Source organism: Acidovorax sp., assembly GCF_046294525.1.
Taxonomy (GTDB): Bacteria; Pseudomonadota; Gammaproteobacteria; order Burkholderiales; family Burkholderiaceae_C; genus Acidovorax.
In genome coordinates, this window is record NZ_JBKBKQ010000016.1 from 48,118 (window position 1) to 72,570 (window position 24,453).

Sequence of the window (24,453 nt, forward strand, 5' to 3'; positions counted from 1 at the left end):
TACGCCCTGCGGCGGGGTGTGCGGCAGCGGTGTTTCAGCCCAACACTGCGATGCCCTTGACTTGGGCAAACACCCGCAAACCGGGTGCCAGCCCCAAGGCCTGGGCCGAGCGCTGTGTGACCCGGGCGAGCAGGCGCGTGGGCCCCACGTCCAGCGCCACCATGCACTGCCCCGGGCTGTCGGGGCTGATCTCCACCACGCTGGCGGCCACGATGTTGAGGATGCTCGTGTCGCCCGGCGCGGCCAGCGCCAGGCTCACGTCGCGGGCCTGCACGCGCAGACGCACGGGCTGGCCGGGCGCGCGCGGTGCGGGGCTTGCCAGCAGCAGCTGCCCGCCGGCAAAGGACACCGTGAGGATGTGGTCGTGCGGGTCGTGGTGCAGCACCGTGCCGTCGATCACCGTGGCGGCAGCATCACCGTGGGCCAGGGGCAGGTCCAGCCGCGCGATCAGCTCGGGCGTGGCGCCTTGGGCGTGCACGCGGCCGTCCTGCATCAGCACCAGGTGCTCCGCCAGCCGCGCGATCTCGTCGATGGAATGGCTCACGTACAGCACGGGAATGTCGAGCGTCTGGTGCAGCCGCTCCAGGTAGGGCAGCAGCTCGGCCTTGCGCTGGGCGTCCAGCGCGGCCAGGGGCTCGTCCATGAGCAGCAGGCGCGGGCTGGTGGCCAGCGCGCGGGCCATGGCCACGCGCTGACGCTCGCCGCCCGACAGCGCATGCGGCTTGCGGTCCATGAGGTGGGCAATGCCGAGCAGGTCCACCGCCTGGTCGATAGCGACCGAGCGCCGCGCGGCAGGCGTGCGGCGGAGGCCATAGTCGATGTTGCCGCGCACGCTCAGGTGGTCGAACAGGCTCGCTTCCTGAAAGACATAACCCAGCGCGCGCTGGTGGGTAGGCCGCCACAGGCGCTCTGCATCGTCCTGCCACACCTCGCCGTTCACCACCACGCGGGCCGGCTGCGCGCGGGTGAGGCCGGCGATGCTCCGCAGTACCGTGGTCTTGCCACATCCCGAGGGGCCGAACAGCGCCGTCACGCCGCGCCCGGGAAGATGGAGCTGGACATCCAGCGCGAAGCCGGGGCGCGCCAGATGCAGGCGTGCGTCGATGCCGGAGGGTGCACGCATCCGTCAGCCCACCATGGACGGCGCCCTGCGCCGCGTGAGGTTCAGGCCCAGCAGCACTACAAAGGCAAACACCACCATGCCGCCCGCCAGCCAGTGGGCCTGGGCGTACTCCAGCGCCTCCACGTGGTCGTAGATCTGCACCGACACCACGCGCGTCACGCCCGGGATGTTGCCGCCCAGCATGAGCACCACGCCAAACTCGCCCACCGTGTGCGCGAAACTCAGGATGGCCGAGGTGATGAAACCCGTGCGGGTCAGCGGCACGGCCACGGTGAAGAACCGGTTTAGCGGGCCCGCGCCCAGCGTGGCGGCGGCCTCCAGCGGGCGGGTGCCCATGCCCTCGAATGCGCTTTGCAGCGGCTGAACCGCAAACGGCAGCGAGTAGATGAGCGAGCCCACCACCAGCCCGCCAAAGGTGAACGGCAGCGTGCCCAGTCCCAACCACTGCGTGAACTGCCCAAGCGGTCCCTGCGGCCCCAGCGTGACCAGCAGGTAGAACCCGATCACCGTGGGCGGCAGCACCAGCGGCAGCGCCACGACCGCGCCCACCGGCCCGCGCCAGCGCGAGCGCGTGTGCGCCAGCCACCATGCCAGCGGCGTGCCCAGCACCAGCAGCAGCACGGTGGTGACGCTGGCGAGCTTGAGGGTGAGGTGGATGGCCGCCCAGTCGGCGGGGCTGAGGTTCATGCTATTGAAAAGTGAGCTGGTGGCGCTTGGTGGCGAATGGGTTTAATGCCATACAAGGCTGAAAGGCTTATATATCAAGCGCTGCCAGCTATCAAAAGTGAATTAGAACGAATAGCCATAGGCCTTGATGACCGCGCGCGCCTTGTCGCCGCGCAGGTACTGCAGCAACGCCGCCGCGGCCGGGTTGCCCTGGCCGGCCTTGAGCAGCACGGCATCCTGCCGTATGGGGGCATGCAGGTGCGCGGGCACCTGCCAGGCCGAGCCCTTGTCGATGCGTCCGTCCATCATCACCTGCGACAGCGCCACAAAGCCAAGTTGCGCATTGCCGCTGCTGACGAACTGGAAGGTCTGCGCAATGTTCTCGCCCTGCACGAAACGCGGCTGCAAGCGGCTGGTGACGCCCAGCTTGTCCATGACCTGCAGGGCCGCAGCGCCATAGGGTGCGACCTTGGGGTTGGCCAGGGCGATGTGCTTGAAGTCGCCGGTCTTGAGCACGGCGCCCTGCGCGTCCACCACGCCAGCCTGCGCGCTCCACAGCACGAGCGTGCCGATGGCATAGGCAAAGCGCGTGTCGGCCAAGGCGTGGCCCTCGGCCGCAAGGCGCGCGGGCGTAGTGTCGTCGGCCGACAGCAGCACCTGGAAGGGCGCCCCGTGGGTGATCTGCGCGTAGAACTTGCCGGTAGAACCAAATGACAGCGTGGCTTTGTGGCCCGTGTCGGCCTCGAAGGCGGCTGCGATCTTCTGCATGGGCGCCGTGAAGTTGGCGGCCACGGCGACGGAGACGGTTTCCGCCCGCGCCCCGTGCGTGCAAACGAGGGCGGAGACGATCAACCCCATGAATATGCGAAGAGCAAGGGCTGGCAGGCGGCGCATGGCGAGGAAGGCGATGGGCGCTATTCAATTTCGGAATAGCGAGTATAGGCAGCTGCGCGCTTGGCGGGGACTTGGCAGGTTTGCAGCCTAGTCCGCTGCCTGTCTATCTGGCGCAGGTGATGTGGTGACCGAGGCAACGGCCCAGCGTGCCAGGGGGGCCGCGAGCATCACGGCTGGGAAGGCAAACAGCCATCCGACCAGCCAGGTGCTCATCCACACGTCCGCAAACTGCAGGTGCGGCGGCAGCGTACGGTATGTGGAAATACCCGACAGCAACAGCGACATGGTGCCCGACAGGATCCAGCTGAAGAGCACCGGCGCAAAGCGGGCCGGGATCATGCCGCAACCTCCTCATGGGCCGGGTGTGCGGCTGCCGTGCCCAGGCGCTGCAAGGTCTGCGCAAAATGCCGGCCAAACATCCGGGCCGTTTTCACATCGCCCGGGGCAAAGGCATCGGCGGGGGACCCGTGGCCTGCCTGCGCCATCAGGCCCGACCACGAGCCCAGCCGGTTGGCGGCCTCGTCGTACGGTACACCGGCATGCTGCTCGGGCAGGATGGGGTTGCCCACCCACACCATGCCGTGCTGCATGGCAAACACAAACATCGACAGCAGCGTGGACTGCTTGTCGCCCGCAGGCAACGACGACACGGTGAAGCCCGCTGCGAGCCGGTTCTTGAGCTGCTGCGTCTTCCATAGCCGGCCCGTGGCATCCATGAAGGTCTTGAACGGCCCGGACACCCCGCCCAGGTAGGTCGGCGAGCCGAGGATGACGCCGTCGTAGCGCAGCAGGCCATCGGGCTCCTGTGCCAGATCTTCGGCCCGGATCAGCTCGGCGTGGATGCCAGGCAGCCCTTGGGTGCCCTGGCAGACCTGCTGCGCGATGTGCGCGGTGTCCCCGTGGGCACTGTGATAAATGATGGCGATGTGATGCATGGTGTGGATTCCGATGGAGTGATTTCTGGGGAAAGGCGTGGGAGAGGTCATCGTGAAATCAGTGCGATGGCCAGCGCGGACAGGTACAGACCGAAGCCAAACACGGTGTGGTTGGCCAGGCTGCGCAGGCAGTTCTTGAGCGGCGTGGGCGTGCGCGATGCGGCAAAGCCAGACCCCATGGCCGGCTGCATCACCAGCAGCGGCGCAGCGACGGTGCCAACACCCAGGGCCAGTGCGGGCACCAGGCTGGGGCTGTGCACCCAGTCCATGCCCTTGATGGCCACCAGCGCGGTGGCGAAGCCAGCCCCTGTGGCGTAGTGCGTGAGCCAGCCCCATGCACGCTCGCCGGGGATGGGTGGGGCCTTGGCGATGGCCGTGTGGGCGAATTGGCCGCGCAGGAGGAGGTGGCCCATCCAGCGGCCAATGAAGGCGAAATTGAGGGTGGGAACGCCCAGGCGTTTGAGCAGCAAAAGCCAGGCGTCCATGACGGCGGTGGCGCCCACACCGATCGAGAGGACCTGGGGGATGTCTTGCCATTGAAAACCCATAGAGAAAGCCATGAAAAGCTCCTTGAAAGATTGACGGGAGAGCGGTATGAATTCACTATAGAAGTTCAAGTCAACTTGAAGTCAAGGGCTTGTGAAGGAGTTTTGGATGGACATTGCAGAAGTTGCCAAACGCTCGGGCCTGCGGGCATCGACGCTGCGCTACTACGAGGAAAAGGGGCTGGTGCAATCGGTGGGGCAGCCCGGTGAGCGACGCCGCTTCGCACCTGGCGTGCTGGACCAGCTGGCGCTGATTGCACTGGGGCAGTCGGCGGGGTTTTCGCTGGACGAGATCCGCTCGATGTTCCTGCCCAGCGGCGAGCCCAGCATCGACCGGCAGCTGCTCTCGGCAAAGGCCGACGAGCTCGATGCGATGGTCAAACGCCTTAAAGCCATGAGCAATGGCCTGCGCCACGCAGCGGCCTGCCCGGCGGAGAGCCATGCGCAATGCCCGTCCTTCCAGCGGCTGCTGAAAGCTGCGGCGGATGGTGCGCTGGCGCGCCAGCAAAAGTTGGCGAAGACGGTCACGGGGCTGCGCCCCAAGGCGGCCTGAAGGCCCTGCGCCAAGTCCCCGCTGAGGCATCATCAGGCCATGCCTGTTTCACTCTCCCTCACCGACGCGCTGGGCCATGCGCTGACCGACAAACGCATCGACATCCTGCGCCAGATTGGCGCCTGTGGCTCCATCTCGCAGGCGGCGCGCGCCGTAGGCGTGAGCTACAAGGCCGCGTGGCAGGCGGTGGACACACTCACCAACCTGGCAGGCACACCCCTGGTGGCCCGCGCTGTGGGTGGTGCGGGCGGCGGCGGTGCGCTGCTGACCGAGGCAGGCCACCAGCTGCTCGCCGCCGCCGACGCGATGGCGCAAGCGCGCGGCGCTGTGCTGGCGCGCTGGCAGGCCACACCCCACGCGGGCCCGGCGCTGGCGCGACTGGCGGTGCGCACCAGCATGCGCAACCAGTTGCCTTGTGTGGTGGATCGGCTTGCAGTGCAGGGACAGATCGTGTGTGTGCACCTGCGGCTGGAGGGTGATGGGCCGGTGGCAGTGGGTGATGCTGCGGGCGCAGCCGTGCTGGCCTCGCGCATTACGCTGGAGAGCGCGGAGCTGCTGGGGCTGCAGCCGGGGCTGGCCGTGCTGGCCCTTTGCAAAGCCACCGCTGTGCGGGTGGAGCGCATGGCCTCCGGCGCAGGCGCCGCTCCGGGCACTTGCCGACTGGAAGCGCGCGCGGTGCGCGTGGTCCGCGGAGCCTCGGGTGACGAAGTCACGGCCCAGTTTCTGACTGGTGGTGTGCAAATGGTGGGTTTTGCACCACCCGACAGCGGCCTGCGCGCGGGCAGCCGCGTGGCCCTGGTGCTGGACGACCACGCCGTGGTGCTGGCGTTGGCCGAGGGGTAGGAACGCTGCATCCGCGCATTGCCGGGGGGAGAGGCCGTCACATGGCGCGCTGCTCGAGGCGCGGATTGTTGAGTCCGTGCCGTTGAACTTCAAGTATCCGTTCGGTCCTGTTTAAGGCTCAATTGGTGGTCCGCAAGCTCTGCGTGGGCGACGCCGAGCGAGTCGCGGTCGAACTATGGGCGTGCTCTCCAGTTACTGACGCTTCCTCAGGAGGGCTGCAGGTAGCATCAGTGTCGCAAGCAGCAGCAACATCCAATCAGAAAGCGTCGGGATCGCGGTCGCGGTCGTCGGCAGGGCCAATGCGTTCACCCGCACCAGCGCGGTCGAACCCACCCCAGTCAGGCCGATCTCAGCGTCCAGCCCCGCGCCGTCGCGGAGCGTGCCTCCGCTCGGGACGATATTGCCAAGCGCGATCCCGTCCAGGTCCTGGTCTGTTGCGATCACCGTGTATGAGAACGTGTGAATCGATGTGCCGCTTCCTGAGGTGTAGCTCACGGTGCGTAGGGTGCCGCCGATGTCGATTTCGAGTTGGGGCGTGCCAGTGACGGTCACGTTCTCCGACCAATGGACCTGAAACTCCAGCGCCTGGCCTGTGAGGTAATTGCCGGCGGCAGGAACGGCGACGGAGGTGACCGTAGCGAGGGCGAACGCCGCGAGCCGGAGGCTGGTCGCGGTAGCGTCGTGGTAGGAGACCACGGGCATGCCGTTGGCGCCAAGGGCCAGGGACGTATCGAAGCCGGTGTTACCCGTATCGACGGTAGAGACCGTGACGGCCGCGCACGTGGGGTCGTGGCATACCGCGAGCCTCAGGCTTGAGCCACTGCCGCGGAAGCTGACGATGGGATTGCCCGTGGGTCCCAGGTGCAGCGAGGAGAACTGCCCACCACCGGTGCTGAGGATCCGGATCGCCACCGCCCCGCATGCGGGATTCGCGCAGGCTGCCAGCTTCAGTTGGTCACTCGACTGATCGTAGTAGCTGATCACCGGATTGCTCCCGTTCAGCTGAATCGACGTGTGCAGCCCGACGGTGCCAGAGGCATCCAGCGTCGAACGCGTGACGCCTGAGCAGGCGGCATCAGTGCAGCGGGCGAGCCTGAGGTCGCCGTTGAAGTCGTCGTAATAGCTGATTACCGGAATGTCACCATCCAGAGCGAGCGACGCGTAGCTGCCGGTCAAAGTCGCCGGGTCATCGATGACGACGGGCGGATGGACGGTGGAGCACGTTGTGGTTTGGCACCTGACCAGCTTGAGTTGTCCGCCCGCGTTCAGGTCGGCGTACGCGACCACTGGCACGCCCGTCGGCGACAACCGGAGCGAGGTGAAGCGGCCAATCGGCAGGAAGCCGGTGTTGTCGAGCAGGACGATCGTGGACGTCAGGCAGCCGGGGTCGCCACAGACGGCGATCTTGAGGTTGGGGTCGAACCCGTTCGCATCGTAGTAGCTGATCACCGGATTGCCCGCCGCAGTCAGTTGCAGCGAGCTGTACTGGCCGACGTCGGTAGGCCCGTCGAGGGTGACCGGGGTGGCGCTGGTGCAGGTCGCGTCCGAGCACCGCACGAGCTTGAGATCGCCGTTGCCCCTGTCGTAATAGGAGATAACGGGGCGCCCCGACGCGTCGACCTTGAGAGAGGAATACTCGCCGACGTTGACTGAGTCCAAAGTCCGCAGCGTCGGCGCAGCCGAGGCAGACAGCGAAACCAGGAACGCGCAAAGCGCGGCAATGTGTGCCGCGAACGCGGATAGTGCCTTCCAACGCATGGTGAAGCTCCCTGAGGCGAGACGTCAGGAGCCTTCGCCGGGCGCCTGACTACCTGAATGTCGTTTTTGCCGTGGGCATCGGAAGAAACCCCGGTTGCGCCGGGATGATAGCGTGCGCCTGGAGAAAAGGGAGCGGACCTTTGCGGAGGGCCTGGCCATTGGCCCGCCAAACCGACCGCATGCCCTGGGCAGTCCAGGTCAAAGACAGGCTGGAGAATCCATGATTCATTCAACTTTCTGCTTTGGCGAGCCGCCCAGCTTGCGGTACACCGTAGCTCGGCTGATGCCCAACACGCGCGCAGCTTCGGCCACGTTGCCCCGGGCGTCCTGCACGGCCTGGCGGATCAGGGCAGTCTCGGCTTCGCGCAGCGGCGCGGCCACCGGCGATGGTGAGTTGACCAAGGGCCCGGTCCCGCTGTGGCGGAAGGGGCCGAATGTGCTCGGGGTGCCAACGCCGCCATGGCCGCTGCGGCTGGATTGGGAGGGCCACTGGGCCAGGGCCTGCAGGCGCAGGCCCGACCACAGGGGCAGGTCCAGCGGCTGTGTGGGATGGTGCCGGGCTGCGTCAAACAGCATGGTCCAGGGCATGGCCAGCAGGTCACTGCTGTGCGTAGGGGTGCCGGGCGCCCGCAGGGGCTGGGGCACCAGCTGGCGGGCCATGCTGTTCGCGCCCACCACACAGCCATCGGCGTCGAGTGTGAGCAGGCCATCGCCTTCACCGCCCAGCGTGCTGCCAGGCCAGTTCATGCGCAGCAGCAGGGCGTGGGGGCGCTGCAGCAGCAGTGCGTCTTCCATGGCGCGGGCCGAGCGTGCCACCAGGTGCCGCAATTCTGGCCGCTCGGGTACGTCGATGCCGGTCAGATCCAGCATGCCCACGCAGACACCTTGGGGGTCGAACAGCGGCGCGCCCGCGCAGCTGTAGCTGCCGTTGTCGTCCAGGAAGTGTTCTCCCCGGTGCAGCCACACCGGCTGCAGCTCGGCCAATGCCGCGCCGATGGCCGTGGTGCCCACGGCGGCTTCCGAGAGGTCGATGCCCACGCGGCCAATGCTGCCGGCCCGTGGGTCGCTATGGTCGCAATGGCCCTGCACGTCGACCACGGTGCCATGGGCGTCCGTCAGGATGGCGAAGTAGCGCATGCCTGCGATGGCGCGCGTGAGTTGCTCCAGCACGGGGCGGGCTGCACACAGCAGGGCCTGGTTTTTCTCCAGGCTGTGGCGCAGCGCCGGGGCACTGACGGCCTCGAACACCACACGCTGAGTGGGGTCCATGCCCTGCGCCAGGCAGCGTTGCCACGATCGCGCAATCCAGGGCTCGACTTCCGCGCGCAGGGGCGCTGCGCCATCCGTCAGCAGCGTCTGGCGGGCCTGCGCAATCAACGCGTGGCGGTGGGCGGCGGAAGCGGGAGCAGTGGGCAGCATGGTGAACCGAATCCTTGGACTGCGCATGATGCGCCGGTGTGCGCTGCAACATGTTTCATTTTGAGAATATCCGGTGAGGGTCCCCTGAAATCTAGGGTTGTCCCTAGGGATGGGTGGTGGGGTGCGGCAGAAGATGCGCGAGGTCAGTCCAGCCAAAACCTATTCAGGAGACAGCCAGATGCAAGTCCAGTTCACGGTCAACGGGCGCGCTGCCAGTGTTGACGTCCCTCCCAACACCCTGCTTGTCCATGCGCTGCGAGAGCACCTGATGCTTACCGGCACCCATGTGGGCTGCGACACCAGCCAGTGCGGCGCCTGCACCGTGCATGTGAACGGCCGCGCAGTCAAATCCTGCGCCATGCTGGCCGTGCAAGCCCAGGGGGCCGAGGTGACCACTATCGAGGGCATGGCCGCCGCAGATGGCACCATGCACCCCATGCAGGCGGCGTTCAAGGAGTGCCACGGCCTGCAGTGCGGCTTCTGCACCCCCGGCATGGTGATGAGCGCCGTGGACCTGTGCAAGAACCACCCCAACGCCAATGAAGGCGAGATCCGCGAGCTGCTCGAAGGCAACATCTGCCGCTGCACCGGCTACCAGAACATCGTGCGCGCAGTGCAGGTTGGCCAGAAGGCCATGGCCGGCGCCTGAGCGCGCCCGCCGTCCCTACGCCAGAACAATCCAAGGAGACAAGACCATGGGTGCATCCGACTTTTCCAAGCTGCCGCACATTGGCGAATCGCTCAAGCGAAAGGAAGACTACCGCTTCCTGACCGGGGCGGGCCAATACACCGACGATGTGGTGCTGGCTGCGCAAAGCCACGCGGTGTTCGTGCGCTCGCCGCACGCGCACGCCAAGATCAACAGCATCAACACCAGCGCCGCCAAGGCCGCACCGGGTGTGCTGGGTGTTTTTGTGGGCGCCGATGTGGCTGCCGACAACATCAACGGCCTGCCCTGCGGCTGGCTCATCACCAGCACCAATGGCGAGCCCATGAAGGAGCCGCCGCACCCCATCCTGGCGCAAGGCAAGGTGCGCTACGTGGGCGACCATGTGGCCATGGTGGTGGCCCTCACGCAGCAACAGGCGCGCGATGCGGCCGAGCTGGTGGAGGTGGACTACGACGTGCTGCCCGCCGTGGTCAGCGTGACCGATGCCGCCGCTGGAAGCGTGGCGGGCGCGGCCCTGCACGACATCGCCCCCGACAACCACTGCTACAAGTGGGCCATCGGCGACAAGGGCGCTGTCGATGCCGCGTTTGCCAACGCCGCGCACGTCACCAAGCTCGACCTGGTCAACAACCGCCTCATCCCCAACGCCATGGAGCCGCGCGCGGCCATCGGCAGCTACAACCGAGCGAGCGACGAGTACACGCTGTACGTCAGCAACCAGAACCCGCACGTGGAGCGGCTGCTCATGACGGCCTTCGTGCTGGGCCTGCCCGAGCACAAGGTGCGCGTTATCGCGCCGGACGTGGGCGGCGGCTTCGGCTCCAAGATCTTCTTGTACGCGGAGGACGTGTGCCTGACCTGGGCCGCGAAGAAGCTCAACCGCAACATCAAATGGGTGGCCGACCGCAGCGAGGCGTTCTTGAGTGACGCGCACGGCCGCGACCATGTGAGCCATGCCGAGATGGCCATGGACAAGGATGGCAAGTTCCTGGCCCTGCGCGTGCACACCGACGCGAACCTGGGCGCGTACCTCAGCACCTTCTCGACCGCGGTGCCCACCATCTTGTACGCCACGCTGCTCGCAGGCCAATACACCACGCCGCAGATCTACGTCGAGGTCGATGCGTGGTTCACCAACACCGCGCCCGTCGACGCGTACCGGGGCGCAGGCCGGCCCGAAGCCACCTATTTGCTGGAGCGGCTGGTATCTCGCTGCGGCTGGGAAATGGGCTTGGGCCAGGACGAGATCCGCAAGCGCAACTTCATCACCCAGTGGCCCTACCAGACACCGGTGGCGCTGCAGTACGACGTGGGCGACTACCACGCCTGCATGACGCAAGCGCAGCAGCTGGCGGACGTCGCGGGCTTTGAAGCGCGCAAGGCGGCTAGCGAGGCCAAGGGCCTGAAGCGCGGCATCGGCTACAGCAGCTACATCGAGGCCTGCGGCATCGCTCCGTCCAACATCGCCGGTGCATTGGGCGCACGCGCCGGGCTGTTCGAATGCGGCGAAGTGCGCGTGCACCCCACGGGTAGCGTGACGGTGTTCACCGGATCGCACAGCCATGGCCAGGGCCACGAGACCACCTTTGCGCAAGTGGTGGCCGCACGCCTGGGCATTCCGGTGGAGAACGTGGACATCGTGCACGGCGACACGGGCCGCGTTCCGTTTGGCATGGGCACCTACGGTTCGCGCTCCATCAGCGTGGGCGGCGCGGCCATCATGAAGGCGCTGGACAAGATCGAGGCCAAGGCCAAGAAGATCGCGGCGCATTTGATGGAGGCGAGCGACGCCGACATCGACTTCAGCGGCGGCGAGTTCACCGTGCGCGGCACGGACAAGAAGATCCCGTTCGGCCAGGTGGCGCTCACGGCCTATGTGCCGCACAACTACCCGCTGGACAAGCTGGAGCCGGGCCTGAACGAAACCGCCTTCTACGACCCCACCAACTTCACCTTCCCCGCAGGCACCTACATCTGCGAGGTCGAGGTGGACCCCGCCACAGGCGCCACGCGGGTGGACAAGTTCACCGCTGTGGACGACTTCGGCACCATCATCAACCCCATGATCGTGGAAGGCCAGGTGCATGGCGGCCTGGTGCAGGGCATCGGCCAGGCGCTGCTGGAGAACTGCGTGTACGACCGTGAGACGGGCCAACTGCTCACCGGCAGCTTCATGGACTACGCCATGCCGCGCGCGGACGACTTCCCCGAATTCAAGCTGGGCCATGTATGCACCCCCTGCACGCACAACCCGCTGGGCACCAAGGGCTGCGGCGAGGCCGGGGCCATTGGCTCGCCGCCCGCGGTGATCAACGCCGTGCTCGACGCGCTGCGGCCGCTGGGCGTGAAGGAGTTCGACATGCCCGCGTCGCCGCACCGCGTGTGGGAAGCCATCCAGCAAGCCAAGGCCTGAGGAAGGAGACAGACCATGTACGCATTCACCTTTGAAGCGCCTTCGTCCACCGCTGCCGCCGCGCAGCTGATCGCCCAGGGCGGCAAGCTGCTCGCGGGCGGGCAGAGCCTGCTGCCCTCGATGCGGCTTCGCCTGGCCAACCCCGAGAAGATCGTGGATTTGAACGGCATCGCCGAGCTGGCGGGCATTCGCCGCGAGGGCAACGCGCTCGTCATCGGCGCCATGACGCGCCACATGGATGTGGCGAGCAGCGCGGAAGTGAAGGCCGCCATCCCCGCGCTGGCCGACCTGGCCGCCCACATCGGCGACCGCCAGGTGCGCGCGCGCGGCACGCTGGGCGGATCGGTGGCCAACAACGACCCCGCCGCCTGCTACCCGAGCGCCGTGCTGGGCCTGGGGGCGACGGTGGTCACCAACCGGCGCGAAATCGCGGCCGACGACTTTTTCGTGGGCATGTACACCACGGCGCTGGAAGAGGGCGAAATCATCACCGCCATCCGCTTCCCCATCCCGAAACGTGCGGCTTACATGAAGTTCAAGCAGCCCGCCTCGCGCTTTTCGCTGGTGGGCGTGTTTGTGGCGCAGACGGACGGCGGTGTGCGCGTGGCCATCACCGGCGCGGCGGCCAGCGTGTTCCGCCACGCGGGGCTGGAGGCCGCGCTGAACCAGAGCTTCACGCCCCAGTCCGCCGCTGCGGTGAAGATCGACTCCAGCGATCTGAACAGCGACATCCATGCGAGTGCGGCGTACCGCGCCAACCTCATCAGTGTGCAGACGCAGAGGGCGGTGAAACAAATGCTTGGCGCCGCGTAGCTGCATAACCCACGTAGGTCGGGTTAGCCCGAAGGGCGTAACCCGACGGGCTGTTCGCAGTGCCCCTGCAGTGGGGTCGGGTTACGCCCTGCCGGGCTAACCCGACCTACTTTTTTGAATCAAATTGGCCTCTGGCGCTTATCTGATGAACGCTGGCAGCTATAAAAGTTGAAGCAATGAATTCCCCTGCCTCTGTGGACGCCCTGCTGCAGGCCCTGCAAAACGTGGGCTACTTTGCCGACCGGCGGCTGGCCACTGCGGTGTTCCTGGCGCTCAGGCTGCAGCGCCCGCTGCTGCTGGAGGGCGAGCCCGGCGTGGGCAAGACGGCGCTGGCCAAGGCGCTGTCTGAAGTACTCTCGCGCAGCCTGATCCGCCTGCAGTGCTACGACGGCCTGGAGCAGCGCGAGGCGCTGTACGAATGGAACTACGCCGCCCAGCTCTTGCACATGCGGGCTGCGGAGGGACAGGGCAGTGCCGACATGGCGCAGGTGGAGCGCGAGGTCTATCAGGACCGCTACCTCATCCGCCGCCCCCTGCTGCAGGCCCTGCAGGCGCCTGCGCCCGGCGCCGTGCTGCTGATTGACGAGGTGGACCGCGCCGACGAGCCCTTCGAGGCCTTCCTGCTTGAATACCTGGGCGAGTACCAGGTGAGCATCCCCGAGATCGGCACGGTGCGCGCCAGCGCCACGCCCGTCACCATCCTCACCAGCAACCGCACGCGCGATCTGCACGATGCCGTCAAGCGCCGCTGCCTGTACCATTGGCTGGACTATCCCGACCGTGAGCGCGAGCTGGCCATCGTGCGCGCGCAGGTGCCGGGCGCCAGTGCGGCGCTGGCGCAGCAGGTGGCCGAGTTCGTGGGACGTCTGCGCAGCCAGCCGTTTGCCAATGCCTTCCAGCGCGCGCCGGGCATTGCCGAAAGCGTGGAATGGGCCAAGGCGCTGGTGGCGCTCGACACCCTCGTGGTCGACCCGGAAGTGGTGTCCGACACGGGCGGCATCTTGTTCAAGCAGCGCGAGGACGTGGCGGCGCTCACGCGCGACATGGCGGTGCAGCTGCTGCAGCCCGCCGACGCTGATGCATGAGAGCCGTCCCATGGCTGAGGGCGCGATGGTCTCCCAGCTCGGCGACGCCCGCACCGGCAAGCTCGCCGACAACCTGAGCGGCTTTGGCCGCACCCTGCGCCGCGCCGGTGTGCGGGTGGACGCTGCCCGCATGGCGTTGGCCCAGCAGGCCGTGATGCTGGTGGGCCTGCAGCGCGAGGATTTCAGCGCTGCGCTGGAGGCCGTGCTAGTCAGCCGCGAGCAGGACCGGCTGGTCTTTCGCGAGCTGTTCGATGCCTACTTCAAGAACCCTGACGTGGCCCAGAAGCTGCTGGCACAGATGCTGCCCGGCTCCGAGTCCAAGGCCGAGCCCGTCAAACGCCGCCCGCGCGTGAGCGAGGCGCTGGCCCCGGTGCGCGCCGCGCGCAACGCACCGCCGCCGCGCGAAGAAGACAAGGTGGACTTCGATGCCGCGATGACGGCCAGCGACCTGCAGCGCCTGCGGCAGGCCGACTTCAACCAGCTCTCGGCCAGCGAGTACCTGCTGGTGGAGCGCCTCGCGCGCGAGATTCCGTTGCCCCTGCCGCACTACGCTGCCCGCCGCACGCGCCCTGGGATGCGGGGCAGCCGCCCACACTGGCCGGGCGCCATGCACCTGGCCGCGCGCAGCGGTGGCGAGGTGCTGCGTGTGCCATTGCTGCAGCGGCGCCAGCAAGCCCTGCCGCTCTTGGTGCTGGTGGATGTGTCGGGCTCCATGGAGCGCTACGCGCGCCTGCTGTTGGCCTTCCTGCACGCCGCCACGGCGCCGCGCCATGTGGGCGCCACCGTGCGCCGCGACGTGCTTGCGTTTGGCATGGGCTTGACCGACCTCACACCCGCCTTCCGCCTCGCCGACACCGACGCCATGCTGCAGGTGGCCAGCCAGGCCATCAACGACTTTGCCGGTGGCACACGCATGGGTGACAGCCTGGCGCAGCTGCGGCAGCAGCATGCGCGGCGTCTGGTGGGGCGGCGCACGTTGGTGCTGCTGATCAGCGATGGGCTCGACACCGGCGCGCCCGAGGCGCTGACGCAGGAGCTGGCTTGGCTGCGCCGCCACGGTGGCCGCCTGCTGTGGCTCAACCCCTTGCTGCGCTTTGACGGCTATGCGCCCACGGCGCGGGGCGCTGCCGAGCTGCACCGCCAGGCCCACGGCATGCTTGCCGTGCACAACCTCAGCCGCTTGCAGGACCTGGCAGCCAGCCTGGCCAGCGTGCTGCGGCAATGACCGATTTAAGACATAACCAGACACCAGGAGCAACCCACCATGGAAATGCAAGCCAGCCGCACCCTTGCCGTGAGCCAGCAGCAGGCCTGGGAAGCGCTCAACGACCCCGAGGTCCTCAAGCTGTGCATCCCCGGCTGCGACAAGGTCGAGCCCACGGGGGACAACCAGTACGCCGTGGCCATGGCCCTCAAGATCGGCCCCGTGTCGGCCAAGTTCGCGGGCAAGATCACACTGTCGGACATCGTGCCGCCCGAGAGCTACAACATCGCCTTTGACGGCTCGGGCGGCGTGGCGGGGTTTGGCAAGGGCAGCGCCCAGGTCAAGCTGGTGCCCTTGGCTGTGGATGGGGTAGGGCAGGCCAGCTGTGAGCTGCACTACACGGTGCACGCCACCGTTGGCGGCAAGATCGCCCAACTGGGCCAGCGGCTGATCGACGGCGCGGCCAAGTCCATGGCCGAGGACTTTTTCAAGCGCTTTGATGAAGAGATGCAGCGCCGCCATCCGCGCCCCCAGGGGGAAGATGGCTCCCCAGCGCCCGCATCTGCCACGGCGGGGGATGCGCCGGTGCCTGTATTGGCGGCGGCGGCTGATGGGCCAAATCCCGACGGCGGCATACCGGTATGGGTGTGGGCTGCAGGGGCGGGCGCGCTGATCCTGCTAGCGTGGTGGTTGAATTAGAGGTCGCCCCCCTGTGTCGCTCCGCTCCTTCGCCCCCTCTCTCGCTTCGCTGCGCGGGAGGGAGGATGCCGCCAGCGCAGCGGAGCGGCCCTTGCGCGGCGGCCGCGGGCCTGCGCTGCGGCAGTATCAGAGACGGGACACTAGCAAAGGGCATCAATGAGTTGTAGTGGATGGATGAACGATGGAAAACCTGGATGTGATGGTGTTGCGCACGCTGCAGGGCTGGCGGGCCGCGGGGCGTCGGGCGCTGCTGGCCACGGTGGTGCGCACGTGGGGCTCGTCGCCACGGCCGGTGGGATCCATCATGGCGCTGTGCGAAGACGGCGCCGTGGTGGGCTCGGTGTCCGGCGGCTGCATCGAGGACGACCTGATTGACCGGCACACGCGCGCCTATGCGCAGGTGGCGGGCGCGTCGGCCCAAGACGCCACGAGCCGTCGCATCCCCAGCGGGCCGCCCACGTTCGTCAAATACGGCATTACTGCGGACGAGGCCCACCGCTTTGGCCTGCCCTGTGGCGGCACGCTGGAGCTGCTGCTGGAGTACGACCCCGACCCCGGCGCGCTGACGGATCTGATCCGCGCCCTGGAGGCCGGCCGCCTCATGCAGCGCACGGTGCGCCTGTCCGACGGCGCCGTGACGCTGCACGCTGCGGCAGCGCCCGCCGAACTGGTGGTGGACGATGTGCAGCTCACCAACACCTTCGGGCCGGAATACCGCATGCTGCTGATTGGCGCGGGCCAGCTGGCGGAGTACCTGGCCACCATGGCGCTCTTTAATGGCTTTGCGGTCACGGTGTGCGACCCGCGCGAGGAATACCGCGGCAGCTGGAACGTGCCTGCGGCCACGGTGGTCAGCGACATGCCCGATGACGTGGTGCTGGCCTTCAAGCCTGACCGGCGCAGCTGCGTGGTCGCCCTCACGCACGACCCCAAGCTCGATGATCTGGCGCTCCTTGAGGCGCTGAACACCGAGGCGTTCTATGTGGGCGGCATCGGGTCACGCCGCAACAACGAGGCGCGCCGCGCCCGGATGATCGAGCACTTCGACCAGACGGAGGCCAGCTTGGCGCGGCTTCGCGGGCCTATCGGCATCTACATCGGCAGCAAGACCCCGCCCGAGATTGCAGTGAGCGTGATGGCCGAGATCCTGGCCGTGAAGAACGGCGTAACCCTGCCGCGCGACATGGAAGTCGCACAGGCCAAAAATGACCGAGAGATGGTGCACAACGACGCTGGCGCGCTGGTGTGCGGCGTGCGTGTGGCGTAGATCCACGGCTGCACAGTTGCACCGTTGCAAAGTGGGACAGCTGCGGTGGCGCTAAGTGCGTAGCTGCGCCCGGTGCTGCAACTGCTGGCGCACGTGTTGCAACAGACCTTCGCAGGCGTCTTCCACCAGGTCCAGCACTTCGTGAAAACCAGCAGCGCCGCCGTAGTACGGGTCGGGCACCACAGGGCTGTCGAACTGCTGGCAGAACTCGGTCAAGCGCCGCACTTTGCGGGCGTGTTCGGGTGGGCACAGCGCCTGCGCCAACGCCAGGTTGTCCCAGTCCATCGCCAGCACCAGATCGTGACGTTCAAAGTCGCCGGCGAGCATCTGCCGCGCTCGCAGGTCCGACAGGTCGTAGCCCCGCAAAGCCGCATGCCGCTGCGTGCGGTGGTCCGGCGCCCTGCCCGGGTGGTAGTTGTGGGTGCCTGCCGAGTCCACGCGCACCTGGCTCTGCAGCCCGCTGAGTGCCACCTTGTGCCTGAAAACGCCGTGCGCCGTGGGGCTGCGGCAGATGTTGCCCATGCACACAAACAGCACGGAAAACGGCGCCGCCCTCACATCCATCTGCATGCCTCAGGCACCCATCACCACCGGCCCGCCCTGGGCAATGCCGCGCTGGTACGCGGGCCGCGCCTGCATGCGCTGCTGGTAGGCCTGCAGGTGGGGACAGTTGCGTGCTTGGCTGGCCCGCGATAGCACGGCCTCCACCGCAAAGCTCATCTGGAAGTCGGCCATGGTGAGGTAATCGCCCGCAAACCAGCGGTGGGTGGCCAGGTGCTGCTCCATGAAGTCGAGCGCCGTGTTCACGTTGGGGTCGATCACCTTGTCCTGCACCTTGCCGCACAGCACCTTGGCAATGGGCTTGACGAAGAACGGCATGGGCTGGGTGGGGATGGTCATGAACACCAGCTTCATCACCAGCCAGTTCATGAGCGAGCCCTCGGCGTAGTGCATCCAGAAGCGGCACTGCCGGTATTCGGGCGTGCCGCGTGCGGGCTCCAAGTGGGCCAGTTCGCCGCCGGCCTGCGCCCCGTAGGTCTCCACCAGGTATTCGATGATCGCGGCGGACTCGGCAATTACTTCGTCCCCGTCTGTGATGACGGGGGACTTGCCCAGCGGGTGGATCTTCTTGAGTTCAGGCGGCGCGAGCTTGGTCGCCTTGTCGCGCTGGTAGATCTTGAGTTCGTAGGGTACGCCCAGTTCTTCAAGCAGCCAGAGAACGCGCTGCGAGCGCGATGTTTCGAGGTGGTGGACGGTGATCATGTGCGCATGTTAGAGCCTGTTCATTAACTCTTAACTGGCGCTCAGAAGATGTGAATGGATACGGCGTGCCCGAGCAGGCCGCCAGTACGCGGCCGGTCGAGGAGCCTGTCGGACTTGGAGAGTCGAAAGCGAAATTGACCCCAGCGAGGTCAGATTTTTGCCGGGTTCGCAGGTTGTCAAAGCTGCAGCAGCCACGACCGGAGCGCGGGCCAGTGGAGGCGGCATGCTGTTGCGTCGCCCTGTGCTGCCAGCTCTTCCAGCTGACGCGCAGCACAGCTTTGTGCGGGATGACCCAGGGTGAGAAGCACGGTACCCAGGCTGTGCGCCAGCCGGCGCAGCGCCTGCCAGTCCTGGTTCGCGCAGGCTGCGTCGCCCTGGCGCACGTCGGCCGGAAACTGCTGCAGGCAACTGCTGCGGTAGGCCTCAAACAAGAAGGCATCGCCAGCAAAGTGTGTGGCGATGGCTTCGACCTGCGCGGTGCTGGGGTCCGATTGGGCCGCGCTACCTGGGGCTGCGTGGCTGCCGAGGGCACCTGAGGGCAACGCCAGCGCGTCGCGCACACACATCTCCAGGTCCGACACGGAGGCGGGCTTGGACAGCATGCGCCACACCTTCAGGGCCTGCAGCTGCTCGCGCACGGCGGGGGTGAGACCCGCGCTGAAGACCGCCACCGGCACGGCGGCGGTCGGGCCGGGTGCACAGGTCAGGCGCTGCACCAGCTCCATGCCGGACTCCCCAGGCAGCATCAGGTCGGTGATGATGAGCCGCACACCCCCCGAGCGCAGGTTCTGCAGGGCGTCGGGGACATTGGTGCAGCACACAAGCTCCATCGGCAGCTCGTCCAGAGCCATCTGCACAAACCGTGCGATGGATGCGTCGTCCTCGACCAGAAGCACCCGGGGCAGGGTCATGGTGTGGTCCCGGCGGGTTGCAGGCAGGCCGTGAGGGCGGCAGGCAGCTCGGCCACCAGACGGGGCTTATGGATCACCTTCACGCCTTGCAAGGCAAAGGCGTAGGGCTCGCGTTGCTGTTCGTCCAGCGAGGTCACCACAATGAGCTGGCTGCGCGCAAACTGAGGCTGCGAGCGCAGCGCCGTGATCAGTGTGGCCCCGTCAATGCCGGGCAGCAAAATGTCCACGATCAGCACGTCGGGCTGTGTCTGGCCATACAGCGCCAGTCCCGCAATGCCGTCGCTGGCCACGTGCAGCACCACACCCGGAAAGTGCTGCTGCACGATCAGGCCCACCAGGTTCTGGAAATGCACCGAGTCTTCGATGAGGAGGATCTGGGGCGCGCCGGCAGTCCGCTGCGACTGAGGCTTTGAAGGGCGGCCGGCAGGTCCGCCTGCCGCCAGCGGGGACGGCGCCGTGGATGGCGCTTCTGCGCCCGGGTAGCCACGTGCGTTGATCCAGCGTTCGACCGAAGCGCGCGAGATCCGGCGGTGCCCGCCGGGGGTTTTCCACGCTTCCAGCTCATTGCGGTCCACCATGAGCTGGACCGAGCGCACGGCCATGCCGAGCAACTTGGCGACTTCCAGTGTGGTGTAGTGATCAGGGAGTGTGGGATCGGGATGGTGAGAGCTTGTGAGCATGGCACTTGCATTTTCTACCGAAAAATCCTTCTTAAGCACTTGTAAGTGATAAATATGATTGATATGATTCTTCTGAAGGCAAAAATCCTTTCAAAATTTTGCGGTTTTGATTTCAACCGCCGTGAATTGCTCAGCAAGAGAAGCCCCCATGAAGAAAATATTGATCGTCGAAGACCACGTTGACATCCGAAAACTGCTCAAGATGACGCTCGAATTTGATGATTTCGTCATCCACGAGGCCGCCACCGGTGATGAAGGGTGGGCCTTGGCGCAGGAGCTGCGCCCGCACATCGTGCTGCTTGATGTGATGATGCCGGGGGCGCTGAACGGTCTGGACGTGTGCCGCCGTATCAAGGCGGACCCCAGGACCCGCCATGCCAAGGTAATCATGCTCACGGCGCGTGCGCAGGCTGCTGACCGGCAGGCAGGCGCCCTAGCGGGGGCGGACGACTACCTGATGAAACCGTTCAGCACGCTGCAGGTGCTGGAAACGATTTACCGCATGGAGGCGGCCCTGTGAGCAACGACTGCCGCTTGCGATCAGAGTGCCCTCTGGCCGGCGGCCAGGTGCGGCGCTACGAGCAAGCGGCGGGTGATCAGATGGAAATGTTCGTGGCGGACACTCGGCGCATGTACCACGAGCGCAACGAAGCCCTGAAAGAGGTGACCCGTGCGCACCATGCCGCGCTGTTGCAGTTGTCGATGGCGGCCGACCTCAAGGATGACGACACCGGGGTGCACATCGTTCGCATCGGGTATCTGGCGGAGGCCTTGGCTTTGCTGGCGGGGCAGGACGCCCGCTACGCCGGCATGTTGCGCAAGGCAGCACCCATGCACGATGTGGGCAAGATCGGGATTCCGGACAGCATCCTCAAAAAGCCCGGCCCGCTCAGCCCCGAAGAACGCCAAGTAATGAACCGCCACGCCGCCATGGGCGCGGACATTCTGGGGCGCTCCCACATCCCTGTGTTTCAGATGGCCGCCGAAGTGGCCTTGACACACCACGAACGTTTTGACGGCTCGGGCTATCCTCACGGTTTGGCCGATGCGGACATCCCCTTGTCCGGCCGCATCACTGCCGTGGTGGATTTTTTTGACGCGTTGACCATGGACCATGTGTACCGCAAAGCATTGCCAATGCAGCAGGTGCTGGAGATGATGCTGGCAGAGCGGGGGCGTGCTTTCGACCCCGATCTGGTGGATGTCTTCGTGGAGCATGCCGCCCAGATCAACCAGCTGCGCTGCAAGATCACGGATGAGCGGCCCAGCTTTGACGCGCTGGTGGATGCTCCATGAACTCAGCGACTGCGCCAAACCGACAGGGGATTGAGTCTGTGAAACCTTTGCTACGCATCTTGGGTGTGGCAACCGCCGGTGTAGCCAGCGCTGTCGCGGCACTCCTGTCCTGGCCTGCCACAGCAGGGCAGGTCCTGCAAAAGGTTCAGGCCGAATCCATTGTGAAGGTGTGCATCTGGCCCGGGTATTACGGCGTCACCTATCGCCACCCCCGCACGCAGGAGCTCGTAGGGATTGACATCGAGTTGTCGGCTGAACTGGGGCGGGACCTTAAGGCACGCGTGGATTATGTGGAGTCGTCTTTTGCCACGCTGGTGGACGACGTCACGCAAGGCCGCTGCGATGTGGCCATGTTTGCGATCGGCATCCTGCCCCAGCGTGCGGAGAGGCTGGCCTTCTCGCAGCCGTATCTGCGCAGCGACATCTACGGCGTCACCACCAAAAGCAATGCGGTGGTGAAGCAGTGGGCCGACATCGACCGGCCCGGAGTGTTGGTGGGGGTGCAGGCCGGCACGTTCATGGAGCCGGTGATGGCGCAGAACCTCAAGAAGGCCACCCTGGTGACGGTGAGGCCTCCCGCAACCCGTGAGCGCGAGCTCGTTGCCGGGCGCCTGGATGTGTTCATGACCGACTTCCCCTACAGCCGCCGCTTGCTGGACAACGCTGACTGGGCGCGCTTGGTCGAATCCCCGCAGCCCTTCTTCGTGCTGCCGTATGGATATGCCGTGAAGCCTGGCGACGCACAGTGGCTGGCCACCATCGATGCCTTTGTGGCGCGCATCAAGCGTGATGGCCGGCTCAGGGCGGCGGCGGGCCGCCACGGGCTGGAAGCCATCGTGGTGCCATGAGCATGCAGTGGTTTCCCGTGTCGTTTCCGAGTGGCCTGCGCGCGCGCTGGGGCCGTACCAGCCAACTCGTTCTGATGGGAGGCGGGCTTGCGGCCCTCGCCTCGGTGGTGGCCGTGATCGCGCTGACCGCCAATGATTTCCGCGCAGCTCGGGCACAGCACCAAGTCCAGGCGGCCATGCTGGCCCGCGTGCTGGAAGACCAGGCCACGCGCACTGTAGAGACTACCGAGCTGGCGCTGGAAGCACTATCCGCCTCTCCTGCGCTCAATGCGGTGGCAGCCGATCCGCGCAGCATGTCCGAAGCCCTGAACCAAGCACTGGCTGGGCTGTCGTTTCTGCGGGGGCTGGCAGTTTTGGAGAACGGAGGGCGGGTGATTGCCAGCACGCTGCCCAGTGACGCCGAAATTTTTGTGGACATGGAGCGGCTGGGCCCCCGGGTCATGCCCGGCCAGACGGCACTGGGCGGTTTGACCCCGGGCCGCAGCCTGCAGAGCATTCAGCTGCGTGCGCCTGCGGCGGCCGCACCGGCAGGGGTGGGCTACCTGCCGATATTGCTGGGTTACAGCAATGAGGCGGGGCACGCGCTCACCTTGGCCGCACTGATCAATCCGGATGCGCTGTCCAACTTTCAGCGGCTGACGCTGGAGTCCGAATTGTTTGAGTCGGTGGTGACCTCGTATGACGGGCAGGTTCTTGCCAGCTCGGGCGCTGCCGCGGCAATGGCGGGTCAGAGCGTGCGCCAGCTGCCCGTGTTCACCGACTACCTTCCTCGCCGAGAGCATGCCACCTACACCGGCGCGGGCGTGCTGGGGGCGCGACAGATACTGAGCTTTCGAGCATCTGCAACCAAGCCGCTGGTGGTGATCGTCGAGGAGAGCTACGAAGCCATGTTCTGGCGCTGGCTGGCCGATGCCCGTGCACTGGTGGGCATTGGTGTGGCGCTGGTCCTGATGGTAATGGGCCTCACGCTGGCCGTGTGGCGCGGCGTACGCACCCGAGAAGTCGCGCAACTGGCCGTGGAGGCCGCCCAAGCGCGCATCGCGCAGAACGAGCGCGAACTCACGGTGCTTATGCGCAGCGTGCAGGAGCTGATCTTCCGCACCGACCTGCGGGGCGTCATCACCTACGTGAACGCCCACTGGACCGCGTTCACAGGGCGCGACGTGAGCGGGGCCGTGGGGCAGCGGCTGCAGGACCTGGTGGAGCCTCAGAGCCAGCAGCGGGTTTTTGAGGCGCTAGACCCAGGCGCCGAGGAGGGCGTGCGCATCTGCGAAGTGGTGGCCCGGGTTGCCGATGGGCGCGAGCTGATGTTTCAGATGGCAGTGGTGCCGCTGCGTGTGGAAGGGCGCGTGACGGGCTTTGCCGGCAGCGCTGTGGACGTGACAGACCGCTGGGTGGCGCAGCAGCAGTTGCAGACGCAGCTGGCGTTTCAGGACCTGCTGCTGGAGACCAACCCCCTGCCGGTTTCAGTGACCGACGCCGAGGGCCGCGTCGTGCGCGTCAACCGCGCGTGGGAGGAGTGGAAGGGTATGGGCCGCGACACGCTCACAGGGCGCGAACTGACGAGCCTGTTGCCTGCGGACGAAGCCAAGGTGCATGCCGCCGCGGACTTGCAGCTGCTGCGCTGGGGAGGGCGCAACTACGTGGAGGCCAAGGTCCTGCACGCCGATGGATCGCGCCGCGACACCCGCATTGCCAAGGCGGCCATCGCGGACGAGCATGGCCGCGTGACGGGGGTGCTGAGCATTCTGATGGACGTGAGCGAGTTCCGCGAGGCGGAGCGCGCCACGCAGGAAGCGCGGGACGCCGCTGAGGAGGCGTCGCGGTCCAAGTCCGAATTCGTGGCCAACATGAGCCACGAGCTGCGCACGCCGCTGCAGTCCATTCTGGGATTTGCCGAGCTGGGCATGCTGCGCGGCAAGGCCACACCCAAGCTGGCAGCCATGTTTGAGGACATCCACGCGGCAGGCCAGCGCATGCTGACCCTTGTGAACGACTTGCTGGACGTGTCCAAGCTGGAAAGCACGGTGGGCACTTTCCACATGGAGCGCATTGACCTGCGGGGCGTGGTGCGCCCCGTGATCCAGGAGCTGGAGCCTTTGCTGGCGCGCAGCCACCTGATGATGGATGTGCAGTTGTCTGACTTGCCGCTGGTGGCCAAGGCGGATCCGCTGCGCTTTCAGCAAGTCATCCGCAATGTGGTGGCCAATGCAATCAAGTTCTCGCCTCCAGGCAGCACCATCACGCTGGAGGGGCGCATGGATGCCAAGGGACAGGCACACCTCGTCATCCGCGACGAAGGCCCAGGCATCCCCGAGACCGAGATCGATCACATTTTTGAGGCGTTTGTGCAGTCCAGCAAAACCAAGGACGGCTCGGGCGGCACGGGGCTGGGGCTGGCGATCTGCCGCAAGATCGTGGAAGCCATGGGCGGGCAGATCTATGCGCGCAATGTGCCCGCAAGCGGAGCCGCCTTTCACATCGTTCTGCCGGCCCGCGGTCAATCCGAGACCGCACCGGCGCCACTGGAATAAGGCGGCTTGGTCTGCCCGCTGTGCCGCCCTTCAA

At 66.5% G+C, this 24,453-nt stretch carries 25 protein-coding genes; 13 read left to right on the forward strand and 12 right to left on the reverse strand.

The features are described 5' to 3' along the window. Positions 1–34 precede the first annotated feature (34 nt). From modC to ACK4HJ_RS15135, 6 genes are all read right to left on the reverse strand, one after another. On the reverse strand, positions 35–1,123 hold the full coding sequence (gene modC / locus ACK4HJ_RS15110; protein WP_409833087.1) for a molybdenum ABC transporter ATP-binding protein: 1,089 nt from the start codon (positions 1,121–1,123) through the stop codon (positions 35–37). 3 nt (positions 1,124–1,126) lie between these two features. Continuing rightward, positions 1,127–1,810, reverse strand: coding sequence for a molybdate ABC transporter permease subunit (modB, locus tag ACK4HJ_RS15115; protein ID WP_409833089.1), 684 nt, complete (start codon positions 1,808–1,810; stop codon positions 1,127–1,129). 102 nt (positions 1,811–1,912) lie between these two features. After that, positions 1,913–2,647, reverse strand: coding sequence for a molybdate ABC transporter substrate-binding protein (modA, locus tag ACK4HJ_RS15120; protein ID WP_409833091.1), 735 nt, complete (start codon positions 2,645–2,647; stop codon positions 1,913–1,915). A gap of 123 nt (positions 2,648–2,770) precedes the next feature. Next, complete coding sequence (locus ACK4HJ_RS15125) at positions 2,771–3,022, reverse strand: DUF2798 domain-containing protein (RefSeq protein WP_409833092.1); 252 nt, start codon at positions 3,020–3,022, stop codon at positions 2,771–2,773. Continuing rightward, positions 3,019–3,618: a flavodoxin family protein gene (locus ACK4HJ_RS15130; RefSeq protein WP_409833094.1), complete on the reverse strand. Its 600-nt coding sequence runs from the start codon at positions 3,616–3,618 to the stop codon at positions 3,019–3,021. The genes ACK4HJ_RS15125 and ACK4HJ_RS15130 overlap by 4 nt, the downstream gene beginning before the upstream one ends. A gap of 47 nt (positions 3,619–3,665) precedes the next feature. Beyond that, complete coding sequence (locus ACK4HJ_RS15135; RefSeq protein WP_409833096.1) at positions 3,666–4,178, reverse strand: DUF2938 domain-containing protein; 513 nt, start codon at positions 4,176–4,178, stop codon at positions 3,666–3,668. Positions 4,179–4,272: 94 nt separating this feature from the next. On the opposite strand from ACK4HJ_RS15135, the gene ACK4HJ_RS15140 reads away from it, so the two are divergent. Both ACK4HJ_RS15140 and ACK4HJ_RS15145 read left to right on the forward strand, forming a co-directional pair. Then, positions 4,273–4,716 carry a helix-turn-helix domain-containing protein gene (locus ACK4HJ_RS15140; protein WP_409833098.1) on the forward strand — a complete coding sequence of 148 codons (444 nt, stop codon included), beginning with the start codon at positions 4,273–4,275 and terminating at the stop codon, positions 4,714–4,716. Positions 4,717–4,755: 39 nt separating this feature from the next. Continuing rightward, positions 4,756–5,559, forward strand: coding sequence for a TOBE domain-containing protein (locus ACK4HJ_RS15145; protein ID WP_409833100.1), 804 nt, complete (start codon positions 4,756–4,758; stop codon positions 5,557–5,559). Between the two features lie 192 nt (positions 5,560–5,751). Here ACK4HJ_RS15145 and ACK4HJ_RS15150 read toward each other — a convergent pair whose 3' ends face one another. Next, positions 5,752–7,317, reverse strand: a complete 1,566-nt coding sequence (locus ACK4HJ_RS15150) for an IPTL-CTERM sorting domain-containing protein (RefSeq protein ID WP_409833102.1) — start codon at positions 7,315–7,317, stop codon at positions 5,752–5,754. A gap of 225 nt (positions 7,318–7,542) precedes the next feature. Continuing rightward, positions 7,543–8,736: a helix-turn-helix domain-containing protein gene (locus tag ACK4HJ_RS15155; RefSeq protein WP_409833104.1), complete on the reverse strand. Its 1,194-nt coding sequence runs from the start codon at positions 8,734–8,736 to the stop codon at positions 7,543–7,545. Between the two features lie 178 nt (positions 8,737–8,914). On the opposite strand from ACK4HJ_RS15155, the gene ACK4HJ_RS15160 reads away from it, so the two are divergent. The 7 genes from ACK4HJ_RS15160 to ACK4HJ_RS15190 all read left to right on the forward strand — a co-directional run bounded on the left by ACK4HJ_RS15160 (position 8,915) and on the right by ACK4HJ_RS15190 (position 16,887). Further along, positions 8,915–9,385, forward strand: coding sequence for a (2Fe-2S)-binding protein (locus ACK4HJ_RS15160; protein WP_409833106.1), 471 nt, complete (start codon positions 8,915–8,917; stop codon positions 9,383–9,385). A 46-nt stretch (positions 9,386–9,431) separates the two neighbouring features. Beyond that, on the forward strand, positions 9,432–11,819 hold the full coding sequence (locus ACK4HJ_RS15165; RefSeq protein ID WP_409833108.1) for a xanthine dehydrogenase family protein molybdopterin-binding subunit: 2,388 nt from the start codon (positions 9,432–9,434) through the stop codon (positions 11,817–11,819). A 15-nt stretch (positions 11,820–11,834) separates the two neighbouring features. Continuing rightward, entirely contained in the window at positions 11,835–12,632 is a 798-nt protein-coding gene (locus ACK4HJ_RS15170) for an FAD binding domain-containing protein (RefSeq protein WP_409833110.1), read from the forward strand. Between the two features lie 176 nt (positions 12,633–12,808). Further along, positions 12,809–13,717, forward strand: a complete 909-nt coding sequence (locus tag ACK4HJ_RS15175; protein WP_409833112.1) for an AAA family ATPase — start codon at positions 12,809–12,811, stop codon at positions 13,715–13,717. Between the two features lie 10 nt (positions 13,718–13,727). Next, a complete protein-coding gene (locus ACK4HJ_RS15180; RefSeq protein ID WP_409833113.1) occupies positions 13,728–14,942 on the forward strand; it encodes a vWA domain-containing protein in 1,215 nt (404 codons plus the stop codon). 39 nt (positions 14,943–14,981) lie between these two features. Continuing rightward, positions 14,982–15,620, forward strand: a complete 639-nt coding sequence (locus tag ACK4HJ_RS15185) for a CoxG family protein (RefSeq protein WP_409833115.1) — start codon at positions 14,982–14,984, stop codon at positions 15,618–15,620. 181 nt (positions 15,621–15,801) lie between these two features. Further along, complete coding sequence (locus tag ACK4HJ_RS15190; protein ID WP_409833117.1) at positions 15,802–16,887, forward strand: XdhC family protein; 1,086 nt, start codon at positions 15,802–15,804, stop codon at positions 16,885–16,887. A 51-nt stretch (positions 16,888–16,938) separates the two neighbouring features. On the opposite strand, the gene ACK4HJ_RS15195 is transcribed toward ACK4HJ_RS15190, so the two are convergent. The 4 genes from ACK4HJ_RS15195 to ACK4HJ_RS15210 all read right to left on the reverse strand — a co-directional run bounded on the left by ACK4HJ_RS15195 (position 16,939) and on the right by ACK4HJ_RS15210 (position 19,741). Beyond that, positions 16,939–17,457, reverse strand: a complete 519-nt coding sequence (locus ACK4HJ_RS15195; protein WP_409833119.1) for a low molecular weight protein-tyrosine-phosphatase — start codon at positions 17,455–17,457, stop codon at positions 16,939–16,941. Positions 17,458–17,460: 3 nt separating this feature from the next. After that, the gene (locus tag ACK4HJ_RS15200; protein ID WP_409833121.1) at positions 17,461–18,150 is read right to left on the reverse strand and encodes a glutathione S-transferase family protein; all 690 of its coding nucleotides are present in this window, start codon (positions 18,148–18,150) and stop codon (positions 17,461–17,463) included. Positions 18,151–18,326: 176 nt separating this feature from the next. Further along, positions 18,327–19,061 carry a response regulator gene (locus ACK4HJ_RS15205; protein ID WP_409833123.1) on the reverse strand — a complete coding sequence of 245 codons (735 nt, stop codon included), beginning with the start codon at positions 19,059–19,061 and terminating at the stop codon, positions 18,327–18,329. After that, positions 19,058–19,741, reverse strand: coding sequence for a response regulator (locus ACK4HJ_RS15210; protein WP_409833125.1), 684 nt, complete (start codon positions 19,739–19,741; stop codon positions 19,058–19,060). The genes ACK4HJ_RS15205 and ACK4HJ_RS15210 overlap by 4 nt, the downstream gene beginning before the upstream one ends. Before the next feature lie 148 nt (positions 19,742–19,889). Between ACK4HJ_RS15210 and ACK4HJ_RS15215 the strand changes: the two genes are divergently transcribed. The 4 genes from ACK4HJ_RS15215 (at position 19,890) to ACK4HJ_RS15230 (ending at position 24,419) form a co-directional block, all read left to right on the forward strand. Next, a complete protein-coding gene (locus ACK4HJ_RS15215; protein WP_409833127.1) occupies positions 19,890–20,261 on the forward strand; it encodes a response regulator transcription factor in 372 nt (123 codons plus the stop codon). 80 nt (positions 20,262–20,341) lie between these two features. Beyond that, positions 20,342–21,037 carry an HD-GYP domain-containing protein gene (locus tag ACK4HJ_RS15220; RefSeq protein WP_409833205.1) on the forward strand — a complete coding sequence of 232 codons (696 nt, stop codon included), beginning with the start codon at positions 20,342–20,344 and terminating at the stop codon, positions 21,035–21,037. A gap of 38 nt (positions 21,038–21,075) precedes the next feature. Then, a complete protein-coding gene (locus tag ACK4HJ_RS15225; RefSeq protein WP_409833129.1) occupies positions 21,076–21,885 on the forward strand; it encodes an ABC transporter substrate-binding protein in 810 nt (269 codons plus the stop codon). A gap of 2 nt (positions 21,886–21,887) precedes the next feature. Beyond that, positions 21,888–24,419, forward strand: coding sequence for a PAS domain S-box protein (locus ACK4HJ_RS15230; RefSeq protein WP_409833131.1), 2,532 nt, complete (start codon positions 21,888–21,890; stop codon positions 24,417–24,419). Positions 24,420–24,453 lie beyond the last annotated feature (34 nt).